We start from the raw sequence: 17,456 nt of genomic DNA, 5'->3' as shown, positions 1-17,456 counted from the left end.
GTTCTAAACCCTGCCAAGCACAACAAGATGGCGCTCCGCATCGAGTCCCGGAACGGCTAGCACGTGCATCCCGCGCACCGCGAAACCGGCAGGCACGCCCGGCAATTCGTCCTCGGGTTGCTTGCCCTTCATGGCCAGCCAGATGCCTTCGGGAGCCAGCAAATGTCCGCCCCAGCCCAACATATCTTCCAGGCTGGCGAAGGCGCGAGCTGTGATGCAGTCGAACTGGCCTTCCACATCCTCCACCCGCGACTGCACGGCGCGCACGCCTTCGAGTTTCAGTGCGCGAATCGCCTCACGCAGGAAACGCACCTTTTTGCCATTGGAATCGACCAGCAAAATCTGCCGTCCGGGTGCGGCGATCGCCAGCGGGATGCCGGGCAGGCCGGGGCCCGTGCCCAGGTCGGCCAGGGTTTCGCCCCGCACGTAAGGCAGGATCGCCAGCGAATCGAGCAGATGGCGGGTGATCATTTCCGCTGGGTCGCGGATGGCAGTGAGGTTGTAGGCCGCGTTCCACCGCTCGAGCAGCGCCTGGTAGTCGAGCAAGCGCGCCACGGCGCCTTCGGGCAGATTCAGGCCGAGCGCGGCGATGCCCCGTTCCAGCTGGGTTTGCAAAGCGTCCCGGGCAGTCATAGCGAATCCTGTAGGCGAAGCGAAAGGGCGGCAGTATCCGGGCGCAAGCGCTTCGATACCAGCAAGGCACGAAGAAAAACCCGCCGAAGCGGGTTTCAAGGCTCTCAAGTTCCCCTGGGTCGCGGTCGCTCTAGGGCGGCCTCGCGAATGGTTCAAGCTCAGGCGAAGTCCAGTTCCACCCGCGTCACCATCATGCCGCGCTCGCGCAAGGCCTGGTTCATGGCCTGTTTGAGGCGTGTACCGAGATCGCGGCGATCGGCGCTGATGACCTCGGGCTCCTCGCGCAACGCAGCCAGCGCGCCGCCGCGGATCAATTGGTCGGCCTGCTCGATGACGGCGTCGGCACGCTCCGGCTCCAGCACTTGCCAGTACACGGTGCCGCGCACGTCATGCGCATTGCCCAGCAGCTCCTGAAAACGCAGCACCTGACCAGCAAGGTCGATGCGGTGCCCGACGCGATCCAACCCAGGCAGTACGAGATGAGTACCGGGCTGCAGAAGGCGACGCGGCTTGCCATGGCGATACACGCTGATGACCTGACCTACGGGCACACGCTTGATGGCACTTGCGAACAAAGCAAGCAAGAGCAGAGCAGTGGTAAGAACCAGGGTAGTCATGGCAATAAAAACAGCGAGTTATTGATTGTTTCTTAACATCGAGCGGAAATGGAGCTTACATCCGCCGACTGCCGTTTGGATTAACCGTGATTTAACCGTCAACTTATGAAATTTTACAACCCCCGGGAGGCCCATCACCTGCCGGTTTTGTCGGCGATCACTATCCATACGCATAAGATCGTCTTCGACGTCACTTTCTTTAACTACGTCAGCGTCAGTAGCAGCGCCGGGGGCGCGGGAAGCAATGCATAGGGCCTGCCAATGGCGTCAAATTTTATTTAACTCATTGATTTGCAGTGACTAAACCCAGGTCTAGGCTAGTAACCCAATTACAGCGCCGTGGAGAAATCTGGACCCACAGGGTCGCTTCTGTGCATCACGCGTCAAAGCCACAACCAGGCAGTGAACACCGATGTGCCCGGCCGCAGCTTTGCGCCGCACGGCAAAACTCCGGTGACCATAGCGGTGGGCGGCATAGGTCAGAAATTCTCAATGCCGGTCGAGATCAGCATGCTAGGCTAATCCAGTTTTTTCGTACTACGGGTACAGGGAACCATGGAGGGCCGCTACCGGTTGGGCCATGGAAGTGTCTTGAAGGTAGGGGGAGTTGGGTTTTGAGCGGTATTCCGAACGACTTTGATTTGAGCGCTGCCTGGTTTCGGAAAGCCCAGGGCGACCTCAAGGCTTTTATGGAAGCTTTCGCGGTACGCCTGGAGGGCGCCATTCCAGGCCGAGTCACCGTCGAGCGCCAGAAGGACGGCTTGTTTTCCCGCATCAGCCACGCGGTTAAGGTCACGGTCGAGGCGCAGAACCACATCTACGTGCTGGCACTGCAAAAGAGCCGCCTTTCCGCGCATCGCAGCAAGGTCGTGCGTGGCGTCACTCTGAGTACTGAGCACATGGAGGTACCGGAGTGGCTTGGAGGACTCAACAGCGATATCCAGGCGCTGGCTGAGCAGGCCGGCTCGGCACAAAACGTGCTGCACGACTTTCTGATGTCCTGACTATCTGCGCACCGCCTAGCGGCGATGCCGCGCGTGCGTGTAAGCCCGCGCTCTAAAGACGCAATGCCATACCGGAGGTTTGGATGTCCTGGTTTGACCGGTTCAAGGGAACGACGCAAGCCACACCAGTTTCTCCGGTAGGGCTCCAGAACGATTCGGGCGGTTCTGCCGAAGCGCGCGAAAAAGCCTGGGATGAAGCGCTGCACCTCAGACGGTTGCCTCACTTCGTCACACAGCGACTGAATGATGCAGCGAAGGGCAAACTGCCGTGGATCGCCACGATGAGCCCCATCGAACTCGCACTTACTCGTAGTCACCGCATTCGCCCGATCGCAATGGTCTCGGGCACCTGCTGGTACCACTTCGGTTACTCCTGGACCAACGGCCACATGACCGGGTGGCACCAGGCCTTGCAGCGCATGCAGATGGAGGCGGTTGCCGCCGGCGCCAATGCGATCGTGGATGTGCGCATGCGCAAGATCGAACTCCAAGTCGGCGACAGCATGGACTTCACCGTGATCGGTACCGCCGTGCGAATCGATGGCCTGCCGCCAAACCCGGAACCCGTGGTATCCACGGTCTCCGCACTCGAGTTCGCCCGACTGCTCGAAGCCGGCATCGTGCCGGTCGGCATCGCTATTGGCGCGCATTATGAGTGGCTCAATTCGAACATGCAGATACTCGACGCGAAGGGCGGCTGGGTGAATCAGCCGCTGGTGGCATTGGGAGGTTTCTGGGAGCGCGTGCGCCGTGCCGCATTGCGCGAGTTGCACCTGGACACCAAGCGCCAGGGCAATGGCGCGCTGGCGCACACTCACTTCGGCGAGCTGATCAAGGTCGAAGACAACAACAGCATCCGCTATCTGGGCCGACACATCGTGATCGGCACGGTCATCGACAGCGAACGTTATCGCTCCGTATCGCATGGCATACGCACAGTCGTCGACATGTGCGATGGCGTCTCGCCGCTGCTCGAAGCCCGGCCCGCCAGCCACAACATTTATGACACCAATCAGGAAGAGGGTTCTATATGAGCGATGGCAGCACTATTCCCCAGCTCGCCCTGGAGCGTCTCAAGGGACTGCGTCGACAGGGGCAGGCCGGCGGCATCTTCACCTCCGACTTTTCGGTCAACGAGTTCCTGTTGGTACGTAAGGCTGGCTTTGAGCCGGTGGGTTTGTGCGTAGGTTCGTGTATCTACCATCTGGGCATCCAATACGCCAAATGGGGGCAGAACCAGGAAATGACCGTGCTTTCGCAGGCCATGTACCACGCCCGCGAGCTGGCCATGTCGCGTATGCGGGAAGAGGCAAAGGGCATGAGCGCTGACGGCATCGTCGGCGTCGAACTCACCGTCAAGCGGATGGAATGGGATAGCAATATTCTGGAGTTCATCGCAATCGGCACTGGCGTGGTGCACGCGCAAGGCCATCAGGGCTTCAAGGGGCCAAAGGGGCAGCCCTTCACATCCGACCTCTCCGGTCAGGATTTCTGGACGCTGCTGCAGGCCGGCTACCGGCCGCTGGAAATGGTCATGGGCTCGTGCGTCTACCACGTCGCCCACCAAGGCATCCTCAAGTCGCTGGGCAACGCCGGCAACAACACTGAATTGACCAATTTCTCGCAAGCCCTGTACGACGCCCGTGAGATTGCGATGGAGCGCATGCAGAACGAAGCCATCACGGCGCAGGCCGAAGGCGTGGTCGGTGTCGACCTGCACGAAGGCTCACACAACTGGCAACCGCACATCATCGAATTCTTCGCCGTCGGCACGGCGGTGACACCGATCACGACAGAGCGCGATGCATCCAGCATCCCCGATCCGCAATTGGTGCTTTCAGTCAACAACTGATTCTGGAGAACCCGCATGAGCATTCTTGGACGCGTGGCCGATCTTCTGCAGGCCAAGACACAGAAATTGCTGGACAAGATGGAGGACCCCAACGAAACGCTGGACCTCTCGTACGAAAAGATGATTACCGGCCTGCAGGAAACCAAACAGCATTTAGCGGAAGTTGTCACGGAGCAGAAACTGCTCGAGCGCCAGATCGAACAGGCGCAGCACGAGGCGGACCAGGCCCAGGACAATGCGCGACTGGCACTGCAGTCTTCCCACGAAGACCTTGCCCGCACCGCGTTGAGCCAGCGCCAGGCCGCACTCGAAAAGGTCGGAACCCTGGGCAAGGCGCGCGACAGCATCGCCGTACAGGCCGACAAACTTATAGGCTACCAGCGCACGCTGGAAACCCGGATCGAGCAGTTCCGCATCCAGAAGGAAGTAATGAAGAGCAGCTACGCCGCGGCGCAGGCGCAGGTGAAAGTCACCGAATCCATTACCGGCGTCGGCGACCACCTCAGCCACGTCGGCGACACGATGCGCCGGGCGGAAGACAAGGTCGCCGGCATGCAAGCCAAGGCCGATGCGATGAGCGACCTTATGCAATCGGGCATACTTCAGGACCCGCTAGATAACCGCAGCAGTGTCGACCGCGAACTGCAAAATCTGCGCAGCAACAACGCCGTCGATGCAGAGCTGGAGAAGCTCAAAGCCGAGCTTGGCAAGTCGTGAGCGCTTAGAGACGTCTAGTGGCGAGTAGAGGTCGGCCGCCTATACCCGGACGGCCAAATGGTGGCCCGTGTTTCGAAGCATGGGTCGCCCATGATGTCTTGTCGAAAAGCCCGGTCAGCCCCCACGCATTCGGGGGGCGAAGCCCGTAGAGCGAGGAACCGGGGAGCATTTCTCTTTGAGGTCTGCGGGGTCAAACTCCAAGTGCATTATCGATCTGCTGGGCCAGGGCGCGCCGTCGCGATGACCGAGCAGTACCCAACTGGATGATTCGCTTCGCCCCCCTTCGGGGCCGGCCCTCGGACGTTCTGGACGCTTCGCGCCTGTCAGGTCTTCACCAGAATGACGAAGTTGAGGTGGTAATCCGAGCATCCGCCCCTCTCCCCAAAGCGGAGAGGGGGCCAAACGCTCAGAACTTGCCCGCGCGGAAATCCGCAATCGCCTCGTGAATCTGCTCCGGCGTATTCATCACAAACGGCCCATAGCGCGCCACGCTTTCGCCTAGCGGCTTACCCGCCACCAGCAACACCCGCGCTGCCGCATCGCGACCCGCGACACGCACACTGTCGCCCTTCGACAACACCGCCAGCTCGCTACGGCGCAGCACATCGCCGGCTACTTGGGCGTCACTGCCATCGAACACGTAGGCAAATGCGCTATGGCCTTCCGGCAGCGGAATCTCCACCTGCGCACCCGGCTGCACGGCGATGTCCAGATAGACGGGTGCGGTGACCACGCCGGCCACGGGACCGGTAGCGCCGAACAATTCACCGGCGATCACCTTCACTTCAACGCCATCGGAAGGATGCGCCACCGGAATGCGCTCCGGCCCGATGTCCTGGTAGCGCGGCTCGGTCATTTTGTCTTTGGCGGGCAGGTTCACCCACAGCTGGAAACCCCACATCAGGCCGTTTTCCTGCTGCGGCATTTCCGAATGCAGGATGCCGCGACCGGCCGTCATCCACTGCACGCTGCCGGGACCGAGGTCGCCGCGGTTGCCGTGGTTGTCGCCGTGCTGCATGTGACCGGCCAGCATGTAGGTGACGGTTTCGAAGCCGCGATGCGGATGCTCCGGGAAGCCGGCGAGGTAATCGCCCGCCTGATCGGAACGGAATTCGTCCAGCAGTAAGAAGGGGTCGACCATATCCAGGCCGGGCTGGCCGATGATGCGCTTGAGCTTGACGCCCGCGCCATCGGAGGTATCGGTGCCGCGAATGCGGCGAAGAATGCTGCGCTCGGTCATGGCCGGCTCCCGTAGAAAGTCTACGCACCATGATGGTTATGCAGCTTGCCGCATCCAAGCGGCGCGATACGAACGGAGTGTTTCCAAGAGCAAGAGGAGGGGTAAGTAGTAAGGAGTAAGTGCGCGAGCCATTAGCGCTATCGCAGTACCTGGGCTGGCATTCTTACCCCTTACTTCCTACCCCCTTACTCGCCCTAATGCACCCAGTGGCCGCTGCGATGACGAGGCGGCGGGGTGCTCTCGGTGCCGTTCTCTTCGCTGGGCTGCACCATCGCTTCCACCTCGGCTTCGGTCACCGGGTGTTCGTGCCAGTACTGACCCACCGCGGCGAGCACGCTCGGCACCTGGGCCAGGCACTCGTCGTATTCCTCGTCGCTAAGCTTGTCGAAATCCGCCTCGGCGCTGAGGATGCCTTCGTCCACCGCCAGGGCCATCACCGGGCCAAGCAGCTCCATCAGTGCCGAATCGTCGGCCAGGCGCTTTTCCCACAGGTTGGCGCGCAGATCGATGGCGCGGCTGAAGCCTTCGCACCAGCCAGCCGCGGACAGCGCGGGGCCAGCCTCGGTGTCGATTTCGCCCAGGATGGGCTCGTAGGCGTCGACATCGAGTTCCGCCTCGATGGAATCGTTGAGCTTGGCCAGCAGTGCCAGCACGCGGTTGCCTTCTTCCTCGTTGGCGAACGGCTCGTGCAGCACTTCGGGCAGCCATTCCTCCGGCAGCACCTGCAGCGGGCCGACCGCCAGCCCGGAGAGCATGCCGTGCACGCCGTCCAGCAGCAGGTCGCCCTCACGAGCGTGGGCGCGCAGATAACGGTCCAGTTCGTCGAGCTCGTTGTCGTTGAGCGAAGTGGGCCAGTCGGTCTTCGGTGTATTCATTGGATATCCAGATCCAGCGTCACCGGGGTGTGGTCCGAAGGCCGTTCCCAGCGTCGCGGTGTGCGGTCGATGGCAGCTGCCGTCGCCACGGGTTTCAGGGCATCGCTGACGAGGATCAGGTCAATGCGAAGGCCCATGTTGCGCCGGAAGGCTGCCTGGCGGTAGTCCCACCAACTGTAGTGTTCGCCGGCTTGTTCAAACAGGCGAAAGCTGTCGTGCAGGCCAAGATCGGTGATCGCCTTGAGCGCCGCGCGCTCCGGCGGCGAGCACAGAATGTCTTCGCCCCAGGTCACTGGGTCGTAGACGTCGCGGTCGTCCGGCGCGATGTTGAAATCGCCCAACACCACCAGGTTCGGGTGGCGTTCGATCTCGTGGGCGAGGAATTCGCGCACCCTGGCCAGCCAGTGCAGCTTGTAGGCGTATTTCTCGTCGCCCACGGCTTTGCCGTTGACCACGTACAGGTCCACCACACGCACGCCGCCGACGGTGGCGGCGAGGATTCGGCGCTGCGGATCGTCCAGCCCGGGGATATCCGTGACAATGTCGGTGGGCTCGTCACGGGCTAGGATCGCCACGCCGTTGTAGGTCTTCTGGCCGGAATACACCGACCGGTAGCCCGCCGCCGCCAGCTCGTCCACCGGGAACTTGGTGTCCTCCAGCTTGGTTTCCTGCAGGGCGATGATGTCCGGCCGCGCCTCGGCCGCCCACTCGGTCAGCTGCGGTAGGCGCACCTTGAGGGAATTGACGTTCCAGGAGGCTATTTTCATGGGCGCATTGTAAGGGAAGCCCGGCTGCAGCCCGAGCCCGCTCCACTGGCCGGGTAGGGGCTAGATTGGAAATATCAAACCCCAAGCCCGAAAAGGGATATGATAGGCGGCGCAGGGTTTGAGGTAACTCGGATGCACTGCTTCCACAGCGGCCCTGAACACCTCATTTCAAACCGCTGATCATTCACGTTTCAAAGGTATGTTTTATGTCAAATCGTCAGAGTGGAACCGTCAAGTGGTTCAACGACGCCAAGGGCTTCGGCTTCATCACCCCGGAAAGCGGTGATGACCTGTTCGTGCACTTCCGCGCCATCCAGGGCAACGGCTTCAAGTCGCTGCAGGAAGGCCAGAAGGTCACCTTCGTGGTCACCAAGGGCCCGAAGGGCCTGCAGGCCGACGAAGTCCAGGTTGCCTGAGGTCAGTCGAACCTGATTCGCAAAAAAGCCCGCTTCGGCGGGCTTTTTTGTGTCTGGACCATAGGGATGCTCTGATCTATTCCACGTACCCGGCATGACGTCCAGAAGGCCCGCAGGTGTGTTGCGCGGCGCAGCCTGCGGGCCTTCTGGACGTCACCCCACATGCATATTCAACACGTGGGGCCGCCCTGTATGCGCGCAGCGCTTCGCCCCAGCGGCTCGACAGACAGCCAGTCTGCCTTCACCGCCGCGACAAACCGCTGCGCGCATACAGGGCGGTGACGGGTGCGCGGAATAGATCAGAGCATCCCTAGATCGCGTCACGCCAATCCATAGCTACGCAGCAGGGCTTCCGGCTCCGGCTTCCTGCCGCGGAAAGCCATGAAGCTCTCCAGCGCCGGGCGACTGGCGCCCACGGCGAGAATTTCCTGCCGGAACCGTTCGCCGGTGCTGCGATCAATCACGCTGCCACTGGCCTTGGCGCGTTCTTCGAACTCTCCAAACGCATCCGCGCTCAACAGTTCGGCCCACAGGTAGCTGTAGTAACCGGCCGCATAGCCACCGGCGAAGATGTGGCTGAAGCCGTTCGGGAAGCGCTGCCAGATCGGCGGGTGCAGCACGGCCACTTCCTTGCGAACCTCTTCGAGTACGGCCAACGTGCGTGCGCCCTGTTCCGGGTCGTACCCCAGGTGCAAGCTGAAATCGAACAAGGCGAACTCCAGCTGGCGCACCAGGAACAGGCCGGCCTGGAAGTACCGTGCGGCCAGCATGCGCTGGAACAGTTCCTCAGGCAGGCGCTCGCCGGTCTGCCAGTGGCGCGCGAACAGATCGAGCGCCTCGCGGTTCCAGCCGAAGTTCTCCATGAACTGGCTAGGCAGTTCCACCGCATCCCATTCCACGCCTTCGATGCCGCCGATCGAGGGCAGGGCGATCTCGGTGAGCAGATGGTGCAGGCCATGGCCGAATTCATGGAACAGGGTCAGCACGTCGTCGTGCGTAAGCAGGGCCGGGCGGCCCTCGGTGGGCGGCGCGAAGTTGCAGGTGAGGAAGGCCACTGGCAGCTGCTCGCTCGCACCATCGTCGAAACGCGCGCGGCACACATCCATCCAGGCGCCACCGCGCTTGCCCGAGCGTGCGTAGAGATCGACATAGGCACCGGCGAATACACGGCCGTCGGCATCGCGCATGTCGTAATAACGCACCTCCGGATGCCACACATCAACGCCTTCGCGCAGGCTCAGGGTGACGCCGTAGAGTTTCTGCACCAGGCCGAACAGACCATCGATCACCGCCGGCAGCGGGAAGTACGGCTTGAGCTGTTCTTCGTCGAGGTCGTAGTTTTTCTGGCGCAGTTTTTCGGAAGCGTAGCCGACGTCCCAGGATTCGAGGTTGTCCAGCTTCAGCTCTTTGCTGGCGAACTCGCGCAACGTGGCCAGCTCCTTGCGCGCCACCGGCCGCGCGCGCTGGGCCAGGTCGTGCAGAAACTCCATCACTTCGGTGGGCGACGCCGCCATCTTGGTCGCCAGCGACTCCTCGGCGGCATTGGCGAAGCCGAGCAGCAGCGCAGCCTCATGGCGCAGCGCCATGATCTTCTCGATGCGCGGGCCGTTGTCGTACTTGCCGGCATGCGGACCCTGGTCGGAGGCGCGGGTCTGGTAGGCCCAGTACACCCGCTCGCGCAGGCCGCGGTTGTCGGCATAGGTGAGCACGGTCTGCACGCTGGGCTGCTTGAGCGTCACCAGATAGCCATCCAGGTCCTGTTCCTTGGCGTACTGGCGTAGCACGGCACGGCCGGATTCGGGAACGCCGGCCAGATCGCGCTCATCGGTGATGTGCTCATGCCAAGCGTCGGTGGCATCCAGTACGGCGTTGGAAAACTCAGTGGACAACTTGCTCAGCTCCACGCCGATGGCGCGATAACGGGAGCGCGCCGGCTCCTCCAGCGCCACGCCGGAGAGCTTGAAGTCGCGTAGCGCGTGTTCGATCAACGCGCGCTCCGGCCGCGACAGCGCGGCGAAATCCGGCGCATCGGCCAGCGCCTGCACCACTTGGTACAGCTCGCGGTTCTGACCCAGCTCGATGGCGTGGTCGGTGAGCTTTTCCTCGGCCGGCCCATACACCTCGCGCAAGGCCTCGCTGTCGGCCACCGAGTGCAAATGGCTCACCGGCGACCAGGCACGCGCCAGCTGCTGCTCCAAACGTTCCTGGGTCAACATGACACCGGCGAAATCACGCGGTCCGCCGGCAGCGGTGAGCGCATCGATACCTTCGCGATAATCGGCCAGCAGGGTGTCGATGGCCGGGGCGACGTGCTCGGGGCGGATCTGCGGGAACGCGGGCAGGGCGTCGCCGGCCAGTAGCGGGTTGTCTTGGGCCCCGCTCTTTTGGGCCACGTTCTTTTGGGCGCGGCTCTTCTGGGGCATGTTGTCTTGGGACATGGAAATCTCCTTGGGACCGCCAGCGTGGCGACCGGCCGGGGCGAAATCAAGCCGATCCGGGCCGACGATCTGGACTCGTCAGGCCCTTTCGGAATTGTCATGTCCAACGCCGTACCATCGCGGGCATGCCGATCCCGGATTTCACCGGATTACTCCGTCAAAGCGATGTGTTCGGGCATCTGGATGCCGAAGCACTGGCTGCACTCGACCATCAGCTGGTGTGGTTCGGCCTGCCCGGTGGACGACCCTTGTTCAAGCAGGGCGAGCCAGCCGATGCCATGTATCTGCTGGTCAGCGGCAGCCTGGGTCTGTTCGACGGCCCCACTGATCTGGTGCATTTGATTGCCGCTGGCGACAGCGTAGGCGAGATCAGCCTGGTCAGCGGCGAGAACCGTCATTTGACCGTGCGCGCCCTGCGCGATTCGGAATTGCTGCGGCTGGATCGCGGTGCTTTCGAAAAGCTGGTCAGCGACCATCCGCAAGCCATGCTCGGTGTGGCGCGGGTGGCCATTGCCCGCTTGCAGCGGCGCCTGCGCAACGAAGACACGCCCGGCAGCGCACGCACCTTCGCCATGCTGCCGGTGGATGCGGAAGTGCCAGCCCGCGCTCTGGCCATGCAGCTGGCGATGGCGCTGGAACCCTACGGCAGCTGCGCGGTGATCGACGCGGAACATGGCGCCGGCCGCGGCAGCGACTGGTTCGCCGAGCGCGAGGCGCAGGTGCGTTTCGTGATCTACCTGGATACGCGTGGCGACCCCTTCTGGCGCGAGCGCTGCCTGCGCCAGGCCGATGTGTTGCTGCTACCCGCACAGGCCGCGCAACCAGCGCGGTCGTGGCCGGAAGTCACGCCGCTGCATCCCTCACGCGCCGGACACAGGCCGCGCCACCTGATCCTGCTGCACGCCGGGCGCCAGCCCAGCCTGGGTGCCGCGCATCGCTGGCGCGCTCAGTTCTGCGGCGAGCTGCATCATCACCACATCGGCAACCAGGCGGATATCGCACGGCTGGCACGGCTGGTGAGCGGCCATGCACGCGGCTTGGTGCTCGCTGGCGGCGGCGCGCGCGGCCTGGCGCATCTCGGCGCGTTGCGCGCCTTGAAGGAAGCCGGCCATGTGTTCGACAGCGTAGGCGGCACCAGCATCGGCGCCATCATCGGCGCGGGCGTGGCCTGCGGTTGGGAGATCGGCGAGATGACCGAGACCTACCGTCGCGCCTTCGTCGAAGGCCGCCCACTGTCCGACTGGACCTTGCCACTGGTGGCGCTCACGCGCGGCCGTCGAGCCGCCCTGATGCTGCGCCGTGCCTTCGGTGCGCTGGACATCGAGGACCTCACGCTGCCGTTCTTCTGCATCACCACCTGCCTGTCCGGCGACGGCATGGTGGTGCAGCGGCGCGGGCCGCTGTGGCTATGGCTGCGCGCTTCCAGCGCCATCCCCGGCGTGCTGCCGCCGGTGCTGCATCGCGGTCGCGTCTATATCGACGGCGCCGTGATGGACAACCTGCCCACCGATGTAATGGCCAGCGACGGCATCGCTCACATCACTGCGGTGGATATCCGCGCCGACATCTCCCTGCTCACCACCGCCGAGGAATACGCCACGCCGCCGTGGTGGCGCCTGCTGATGCAGCGGCAGACCATCCAGCGCCCTGGCCTGCTCTCCACCCTGGTGCGCGCGGCCATGGTGAATAGCGAAGAGCCGAGCGCACATCGGCGCGAACGCGCGAACCTGCTCATCACTCCGCCGCTCGAACACATCGGCATGCTGGACTGGAAGGATTGGCAGCGCGCCATCGAGGCGGGGTATCTGCATACGTTGAAGGTGCTGGAAAACCAGCAACGGTAGGAGCCCACCCTGTGGGCGACCGCTCTGCGCGGCGGCAGCTTTCGCCCACAGGGTGGGCTCCTACCGAGACCTCAACCGTTACCATGCGCGCATGAATCATCTCCGCACTTATCGGGGCATCGCCCCCACCCTCGGCCAGCGCGTCTACGTGGACCCGGCCGCCACCGTGATCGGCGCCGTCGAGTTGGCCGACGATGTGTCGATCTGGCCCGGCGCCGTACTACGCGGCGATGTGCACCACATCCGCATCGGCGCGCGCAGCAATGTGCAGGACGGCACCATCGTGCATGTTACTCACGACGGTCCGTATTCGCCGGGCGGTTTCCCCACGCTAGTGGGCGAGGGCGTCACCATCGGCCACGCTGCGGTGATCCACGCCTGCACCATCGAGGATTACTGTCTGATCGGCATGCACGCCACCGTGCTCGATGGCGCCACGGTGAAGAAGTACGGCTTCGTCGGCGCCGGCAGCGTCATCCCGCCAGGCAAGGTGGTAGGCGAGCGCGAGCTGTGGCTGGGCAATCCGGCCAAGTTCGTACGGCTGCTCAATGATCAGCAGATCGAACAGCTGCATTATTCCGCCGACCACTACGTGCGGCTGAAGGACGAGTACCTCATCGCCGGATGAGCGTGCGCCGCGTGCTCTTTCTGTGCAGCCGCAACCGTCTGCGCAGCCCGACGGCGGAACAGGTGTTCCGCACCTGGCCGCAGCTCGAAGTGGACTCGGCCGGCCTCTCGCCCGATGCAGATACACTGCTCTCCGCCGATCAACTGGCGTGGGCGGACTTGATCCTGGTGATGGAGTCCGCGCATCGGCGCCGGCTGCAATCGCGCTTCGGCGGCCAACTCAAGGGCAAGCGCGTCGTGGTGTTGGGGATTCCCGATGACTACGACTTCATGCAGGCGGAGCTGATCGAGCTATTGCTGAAGAAGGCCGGTCCGCTGTTGCGCTGACCAGGCCACACGCCTCACTGCGGCTGCGTGGTTGACGATACCGCTGACTGGATCATCGCCGCGCGTGCTTCATCGCTGCGAATCTGCATCTGACGCTGCGCATCCAGCTTGCCGCCGAGCAAGGCGAGCTTGTAGTTGGTGCCATCGAAATCGCGCAGCAGCCCTAGCTCGCGTTGGGCTTCGTCCAGTTCGTTATTGTTGATGGCGCGCTCCACGTCGTCGGCGGCAGGCTCGAACAGATCATGCAAGCCTTCCTGCGCCTTGGCGTTGCTCGGATCCAGCTGCAGCGCGCTGAGATAGAACTCGTAGGCATTGGCGCCGGCCGGGGCGATCAGCCGCTTCTCATCGATCGCCGATTTGGCTAAGCCCAACATGATGCCCACACCGCTGTTGTCGTCAGCGCCACCGCTGGTGGCGGCCACCGCCGGAGCGTTGCCCGGGGCGGAAGCAAGGCCCGCGCTGGAGGGTGGACGCATGAACGCGTACGCGGCACCCGCCGCCACAACGAACAGCCCGAACGAGACAACAAGCAGTCCGCGTCGCGAGGACGCGGCGGAAAGCAGACGAGACATGACACCTGGCCGATGGAGTGGGGCCGCATTCGGGACGTGCGATGGTGCATGTCCCAGCAGCGCGCCACGGTAGCCACGTCAGATGTCAGCGATGTGACGCCGTTGGCATTTTATCCAAAGAGCCTGTTTCCGCTCTCAGCCGAAGCGACCGCCGACAATATGGCCGTCCTTGTCCAGCTCCGGGTAATAGCGGCTGTTGTTGCTGCGGAACTCCATGGTGGTCATGGTGCCCGGCATCACCAGCTGCACGTCGGGATAGGTCGCGTGGAACTGATCCGGCGTGGGATGGGTGGCGATGAAATCGTCGAAGCGCTTTATATCGGTCACAAAGCCAGCCACCGGTTTGGACGTGGGCTGGGTCATGTCGTGACAAGCACCGGTGGCGACGGCGATGGCGAGGACGAACAGGGCGAGCGTGGCCTTTCGCACGACGGATCTCCTTGGCAAGTGCGGCGATTATGCGCCACGTCCTGCACTCCGCTTCTGCCCCCTGCGAGCAGGGGAGCGAGACATCAGCGACTCAAAGACGAAACTCAATGCGCTGCCGCAACTCCGCCGATACCGGCGCGCCATTGCGCAAGCCGGGTGTGAATTGCCAGCGTTCGACCGCACTCAGCGCAGCACGGTCGAAAACGTTCTTGGGGTCAGCATCGATCACACTGGCACGGCTCACCGAGCCATCCACTCCGACGATGAAGCGCACATCCACCCAGCCTTGCCGGCGTGTGCGCCGCGCATCATTCGGATAGTACGGTTCAATCCGGCGCGTGAGCACCGGCGCCGTCGTGCTGGCGGAAGACTCGGTAACGGACGGGGTCGGTGCGATGGGCCGGGTCGCCATGTGCGGTGCCGCAACAACCGTAGTCGATTCCGCCTCTGGCAGTGGTGTGGATCGATTCGTTGGCGGCGATGCCGGATGGCTGATCGACGACGATAGCGGCGCAGCGACGGCAGGCACCGCAGCTGCTGGCACTGCGGTGGCGGATGTCGGTAGTGCTGCATGCATTTGCTGCTTTTGCGCGGCAGCCTGGGCCAGTTGCTGCTCGCGGCGCTGCTGGTCTTCCGCCACCTGTATCTGGGCCTGCAATTTCGCGCGCAGGATAGTAAGCGTGTAGTTGCTGGGATCGGCGCGGGAGAGCAGGTCGATCTGTCGTTTCGCTTCGGCGGCGTTGCCCTGGCCGATGGTCTGCTCGGCGGCCGTGGCAGCGAAGGGGAAGATCTCGCGCAAAGCATCCTGCGCCGCCTGGTTATCCGGCTGTTGCTTCAATACTTGCAGGTACCACTCGAAGGCATTGTCGCCGGCCGGCGCGAGCAGGCGCTGTTGTGTCATGGCCACGCGTGCGTGCTGAAGCAGCTCCGTCGTGCTGGCGGGCGCGGCGGTACGGTTGATCTGGCCAGCCTCGGCGGCGGCGACTTCCTGCGGACCGTGTTCGACGCTATTCGAACCGCGCAGCAACCAGACGATCACCCCGCCGGCGCAGGCAAACAAGGCAAGCAAGATCAACAGAACATAACGCGTCGCACCTTGTGTGCGGTGACGATGTGGAGCGGCGGGCATGGGCGACATAAGGTGGCATCGGGGAATCCGCGAGCGCGCCAGCTTAGTCAGCTCATATTGCGGGGATGTTGCCCGCTACCTCGTTCTTTCATGCACCTACCGGAAGCGTGCAGCCGTCTTGCAGCCGGCTGCACGTCGATAGGCTTACCAACCCACCTGCAGGTTACGGCTATCCGGCGAGCCATCCGGATGGGCGATCCACCACACCCGATTCTGCTGGTCCGGGCAGCCCTGGCCCGTCGCATAGGTCGCTAGCGCGCCAGCGGTGGTGCTCAGGTCGGTGCGATAGCAGCTGCCGAAGCTGTCGCGGAAGGTAAAGCTCTGGGCGCTTTGCTGACCGGTGTGGCCGGTGACCGCACCGCTGGCGTCGAAGTTCAGCGTATCGCTGCTATCCACCGTGTTGCCGACGTCGGCCGCATAAATAGCGAAGCCCAGCCAGCGCCGTTCGCCGTGATTCGTATAGCCCTGATGCGCCATGGTCGCCACGCTGACGCTACCGTCGGCTGCCGTTTGCTGGTTGTAGTCCACTTGCAGCGGATAGGCGGCGTGCTGGCGGTACTCCACCGTCATCAACGGCCCGACGCGGCTCTGACTGACGCTGTCCAGCTGGGTCAGTTGTTCGGTTTGCTGGCGATAAGTACTCGCATTGATGGTGAAGCGCTGAAGATCGTTGAAGCCCACCGTCTGCGCCACCGAACTGACCACGCGCCCGCTCGACGTGGTGGCATAACCTTCGATCACAAACTGGCGTGTGAGCTGCGTGGTGATGTCGCCGCTTACATTACCGCTGCTGTCGGCCACCAGCGTGCTGCCGATGGTCGGCGTCGGCGGCTGATCAGCCAGGGTGTTGCGAGTGATGTGACCGGTGACCTGATGCGCATGACGATCGCGATACACCAATAGAGCGGCGGTGGCCGAGAAGTAGCCATGTGCGCCCGCCACGCTCAACGCCACTTCATGCGGACTGCCGTCACTCAGCTGACCGGCGAACGGCGTCAGGTCCACGCGATAAGGCATAAAGTTGAGCGTCTGTACGCCGGGAGTCGGTCGCCACAGATAGGGGTCGATGCCGCCGGTGTAGATCCACGGATACACCGGCGCCACACCGGCCGGCTGGCCGTCGATGCTGACTTCCGCTTCGCGGAAATTGCCGCCACCGCACTCCTGGGCCTGCGCGGCATACGCATCGGGCACGCAGGTGTACCAGAACTCGTCGCCGCCCTGGCTCTGCGCAAACACGTCCAAGTAGGCGCGCACCACGTTGCGCGGCAGGCTCAAGGTCTTGGCGAGTTTGTCGGTGGGTCCATTGAGAACGGCTGTGTTGCCTACCGCGTCAGCGCCCAGCGGGTACACCGCGTCAGGCACGGGTGCGGGCGGCGCCAACAGTGAGGCTGGATAGAACAGCAGGCGCGCACTGCCATGGATCACGCCTGTGTAGGTATCGTTCACGATGTTGCCGATGATCGCCTGACCCTTGCCGGCCTGGCGCAGCAGCGTGTCGTAATCGGTGAGGTCGCGTTCCACATGCCAGCTCGGCGACACCACTCTCGAGGGTTCCTGCGTGGTGCCGAAGTACAGATTCACGCCACCCAGCCAAAGCGTGGCGGTGCGATCGTACTGCCGGCCGGCGGTGACCGAGAAATCCGCTTCGAGCACGACCTTCGCCCAGCGTCCCTGGCAGGAGGTGGGCGGTGTGTAGTCGTAAGGACGCGTATTGAAATCAGTGAAGGTGACATCGTTGAACAGCTGGACCACGCACGGCGTGCCCGCAGGCCGCGGCACGGTCGGATCGGCGACAACAACATTCGTTGATCCTATGACAGGATCGCTGCCGTCGGCTTGCGCCGACCCAACGGACATACAAAAACCAAGTGCGATAAACAGCCCGTTCAAAACCGGGCCAAGACGTACGAACCCCTTCGACGACATGGCGCTGACTCCCCGTGATGTACCCCTGTCCAATCACGCT

18 protein-coding genes and 1 pseudogene are annotated in these 17,456 nt (G+C 63.3%); 9 read left to right on the top strand and 10 right to left on the bottom strand.

Annotation, left to right across the window (positions count from 1 at the left end; genetic code table 11):
* Positions 1-3: 3 nt before the first annotated feature.
* Both rsmG and OUZ45_RS04390 read right to left on the bottom strand, forming a co-directional pair.
* Positions 4-633 (bottom strand): 16S rRNA (guanine(527)-N(7))-methyltransferase RsmG, encoded by a 630-nt coding sequence (rsmG, locus tag OUZ45_RS04395; RefSeq protein ID WP_266168704.1) that lies wholly within the window; start codon positions 631-633, stop codon positions 4-6.
* A gap of 158 nt (positions 634-791) precedes the next feature.
* Positions 792-1,250 carry an SPFH domain-containing protein gene (locus OUZ45_RS04390; RefSeq protein WP_266168703.1) on the bottom strand — a complete coding sequence of 153 codons (459 nt, stop codon included), beginning with the start codon at positions 1,248-1,250 and terminating at the stop codon, positions 792-794.
* Positions 1,251-1,652: 402 nt separating this feature from the next.
* Between OUZ45_RS04390 and OUZ45_RS20815 the strand changes: the two are divergent.
* The 5 genes and pseudogenes from OUZ45_RS20815 to OUZ45_RS04370 all read left to right on the top strand — a co-directional run.
* A pseudogene (locus tag OUZ45_RS20815) lies at positions 1,653-1,769 on the top strand (IS630 family transposase); the annotation flags it as partial.
* Between the two features lie 95 nt (positions 1,770-1,864).
* Complete coding sequence (locus tag OUZ45_RS04385) at positions 1,865-2,254, top strand: hypothetical protein (protein WP_266168702.1); 390 nt, start codon at positions 1,865-1,867, stop codon at positions 2,252-2,254.
* Between the two features lie 83 nt (positions 2,255-2,337).
* Positions 2,338-3,288: a heavy metal-binding domain-containing protein gene (locus OUZ45_RS04380; protein WP_266168701.1), complete on the top strand. Its 951-nt coding sequence runs from the start codon at positions 2,338-2,340 to the stop codon at positions 3,286-3,288.
* The gene (locus OUZ45_RS04375) at positions 3,285-4,106 is read left to right on the top strand and encodes a heavy metal-binding domain-containing protein (RefSeq protein ID WP_266168700.1); all 822 of its coding nucleotides are present in this window, start codon (positions 3,285-3,287) and stop codon (positions 4,104-4,106) included. Before OUZ45_RS04380 ends, OUZ45_RS04375 begins: the two co-directional genes overlap by 4 nt.
* A gap of 15 nt (positions 4,107-4,121) precedes the next feature.
* A complete protein-coding gene (locus OUZ45_RS04370; protein ID WP_266168699.1) occupies positions 4,122-4,823 on the top strand; it encodes a PspA/IM30 family protein in 702 nt (233 codons plus the stop codon).
* A gap of 406 nt (positions 4,824-5,229) precedes the next feature.
* On the opposite strand, the gene OUZ45_RS04365 is transcribed toward OUZ45_RS04370, so the two are convergent.
* The 3 genes from OUZ45_RS04365 to xth all read right to left on the bottom strand — a co-directional run bounded on the left by OUZ45_RS04365 (position 5,230) and on the right by xth (position 7,705).
* Positions 5,230-6,063: a pirin family protein gene (locus tag OUZ45_RS04365; protein WP_266168698.1), complete on the bottom strand. Its 834-nt coding sequence runs from the start codon at positions 6,061-6,063 to the stop codon at positions 5,230-5,232.
* Positions 6,064-6,257: 194 nt separating this feature from the next.
* Complete coding sequence (locus OUZ45_RS04360) at positions 6,258-6,938, bottom strand: YecA/YgfB family protein (RefSeq protein WP_266168697.1); 681 nt, start codon at positions 6,936-6,938, stop codon at positions 6,258-6,260.
* Complete coding sequence (gene xth, locus OUZ45_RS04355) at positions 6,935-7,705, bottom strand: exodeoxyribonuclease III (protein WP_266168696.1); 771 nt, start codon at positions 7,703-7,705, stop codon at positions 6,935-6,937. Before xth ends, OUZ45_RS04360 begins: the two co-directional genes overlap by 4 nt.
* 206 nt (positions 7,706-7,911) lie before the next feature.
* Between xth and OUZ45_RS04350 the strand changes: the two genes are divergently transcribed.
* Positions 7,912-8,121, top strand: a complete 210-nt coding sequence (locus tag OUZ45_RS04350; RefSeq protein WP_266168695.1) for a cold-shock protein — start codon at positions 7,912-7,914, stop codon at positions 8,119-8,121.
* A 320-nt stretch (positions 8,122-8,441) separates the two neighbouring features.
* On the opposite strand, the gene OUZ45_RS04345 is transcribed toward OUZ45_RS04350, so the two are convergent.
* Positions 8,442-10,544, bottom strand: coding sequence for a M3 family metallopeptidase (locus OUZ45_RS04345; RefSeq protein ID WP_266168792.1), 2,103 nt, complete (start codon positions 10,542-10,544; stop codon positions 8,442-8,444).
* 140 nt (positions 10,545-10,684) lie between these two features.
* Between OUZ45_RS04345 and OUZ45_RS04340 the strand changes: the two genes are divergently transcribed.
* From OUZ45_RS04340 to OUZ45_RS04330, 3 genes are all read left to right on the top strand, one after another.
* Positions 10,685-12,403 carry a patatin-like phospholipase family protein gene (locus OUZ45_RS04340; protein WP_266168694.1) on the top strand — a complete coding sequence of 573 codons (1,719 nt, stop codon included), beginning with the start codon at positions 10,685-10,687 and terminating at the stop codon, positions 12,401-12,403.
* A gap of 91 nt (positions 12,404-12,494) precedes the next feature.
* Positions 12,495-13,031 carry a gamma carbonic anhydrase family protein gene (locus OUZ45_RS04335; RefSeq protein WP_266168693.1) on the top strand — a complete coding sequence of 179 codons (537 nt, stop codon included), beginning with the start codon at positions 12,495-12,497 and terminating at the stop codon, positions 13,029-13,031.
* The gene (locus OUZ45_RS04330) at positions 13,028-13,357 is read left to right on the top strand and encodes a low molecular weight protein tyrosine phosphatase family protein (protein WP_266168692.1); all 330 of its coding nucleotides are present in this window, start codon (positions 13,028-13,030) and stop codon (positions 13,355-13,357) included. The genes OUZ45_RS04335 and OUZ45_RS04330 overlap by 4 nt, the downstream gene beginning before the upstream one ends.
* 14 nt (positions 13,358-13,371) lie before the next feature.
* Here OUZ45_RS04330 and OUZ45_RS04325 read toward each other — a convergent pair whose 3' ends face one another.
* From OUZ45_RS04325 to OUZ45_RS04310, 4 genes are all read right to left on the bottom strand, one after another.
* The gene (locus OUZ45_RS04325; RefSeq protein WP_266168691.1) at positions 13,372-13,929 is read right to left on the bottom strand and encodes a hypothetical protein; all 558 of its coding nucleotides are present in this window, start codon (positions 13,927-13,929) and stop codon (positions 13,372-13,374) included.
* A 135-nt stretch (positions 13,930-14,064) separates the two neighbouring features.
* Positions 14,065-14,358, bottom strand: a complete 294-nt coding sequence (locus OUZ45_RS04320) for a hypothetical protein (protein ID WP_266168690.1) — start codon at positions 14,356-14,358, stop codon at positions 14,065-14,067.
* 91 nt (positions 14,359-14,449) lie between these two features.
* Positions 14,450-15,496: an energy transducer TonB gene (locus tag OUZ45_RS04315; protein WP_266168689.1), complete on the bottom strand. Its 1,047-nt coding sequence runs from the start codon at positions 15,494-15,496 to the stop codon at positions 14,450-14,452.
* Positions 15,497-15,631: 135 nt separating this feature from the next.
* Complete coding sequence (locus OUZ45_RS04310) at positions 15,632-17,347, bottom strand: peptide-N4-asparagine amidase (protein ID WP_266168688.1); 1,716 nt, start codon at positions 17,345-17,347, stop codon at positions 15,632-15,634.
* Positions 17,348-17,456 lie beyond the last annotated feature (109 nt).

The sequence above is a fragment of the Dyella subtropica genome (assembly GCF_026283965.1).
GTDB lineage: Bacteria > Pseudomonadota > Gammaproteobacteria > Xanthomonadales > Rhodanobacteraceae > Dyella_D > Dyella_D subtropica.
The sequence above is the reverse complement of the archived record's forward strand: the minus strand, read 5'-3'. Positions and strand labels throughout refer to the sequence as shown.

What these genes read in the sequence shown, in the direction of transcription:
- OUZ45_RS04310 (WP_266168688.1), bottom strand. Translation starts at nt 17,347, where the DNA reads ATGTCCGTTGGGTCGGCGCAAGCCGACGGCAGCGATCCTGTCATAGGA.
- OUZ45_RS04375 (WP_266168700.1), top strand. Translation starts at nt 3,285, where the DNA reads ATGAGCGATGGCAGCACTATTCCCCAGCTCGCCCTGGAGCGTCTCAAG.
- OUZ45_RS04390 (WP_266168703.1), bottom strand. Translation starts at nt 1,250, where the DNA reads ATGACTACCCTGGTTCTTACCACTGCTCTGCTCTTGCTTGCTTTGTTC.
- OUZ45_RS04345 (WP_266168792.1), bottom strand. Translation starts at nt 10,544, where the DNA reads ATGCCCCAGAAGAGCCGCGCCCAAAAGAACGTGGCCCAAAAGAGCGGG.
- OUZ45_RS04350 (WP_266168695.1), top strand. Translation starts at nt 7,912, where the DNA reads ATGTCAAATCGTCAGAGTGGAACCGTCAAGTGGTTCAACGACGCCAAG.
- OUZ45_RS04380 (WP_266168701.1), top strand. Translation starts at nt 2,338, where the DNA reads ATGTCCTGGTTTGACCGGTTCAAGGGAACGACGCAAGCCACACCAGTT.
- rsmG (WP_266168704.1), bottom strand. Translation starts at nt 633, where the DNA reads ATGACTGCCCGGGACGCTTTGCAAACCCAGCTGGAACGGGGCATCGCC.
- OUZ45_RS04315 (WP_266168689.1), bottom strand. Translation starts at nt 15,496, where the DNA reads ATGTCGCCCATGCCCGCCGCTCCACATCGTCACCGCACACAAGGTGCG.
- OUZ45_RS04340 (WP_266168694.1), top strand. Translation starts at nt 10,685, where the DNA reads ATGCCGATCCCGGATTTCACCGGATTACTCCGTCAAAGCGATGTGTTC.
- OUZ45_RS04325 (WP_266168691.1), bottom strand. Translation starts at nt 13,929, where the DNA reads ATGTCTCGTCTGCTTTCCGCCGCGTCCTCGCGACGCGGACTGCTTGTT.
- OUZ45_RS04335 (WP_266168693.1), top strand. Translation starts at nt 12,495, where the DNA reads ATGAATCATCTCCGCACTTATCGGGGCATCGCCCCCACCCTCGGCCAG.
- xth (WP_266168696.1), bottom strand. Translation starts at nt 7,705, where the DNA reads ATGAAAATAGCCTCCTGGAACGTCAATTCCCTCAAGGTGCGCCTACCG.
- OUZ45_RS04360 (WP_266168697.1), bottom strand. Translation starts at nt 6,938, where the DNA reads ATGAATACACCGAAGACCGACTGGCCCACTTCGCTCAACGACAACGAG.
- OUZ45_RS04365 (WP_266168698.1), bottom strand. Translation starts at nt 6,063, where the DNA reads ATGACCGAGCGCAGCATTCTTCGCCGCATTCGCGGCACCGATACCTCC.
- OUZ45_RS04330 (WP_266168692.1), top strand. Translation starts at nt 13,028, where the DNA reads ATGAGCGTGCGCCGCGTGCTCTTTCTGTGCAGCCGCAACCGTCTGCGC.
- OUZ45_RS04370 (WP_266168699.1), top strand. Translation starts at nt 4,122, where the DNA reads ATGAGCATTCTTGGACGCGTGGCCGATCTTCTGCAGGCCAAGACACAG.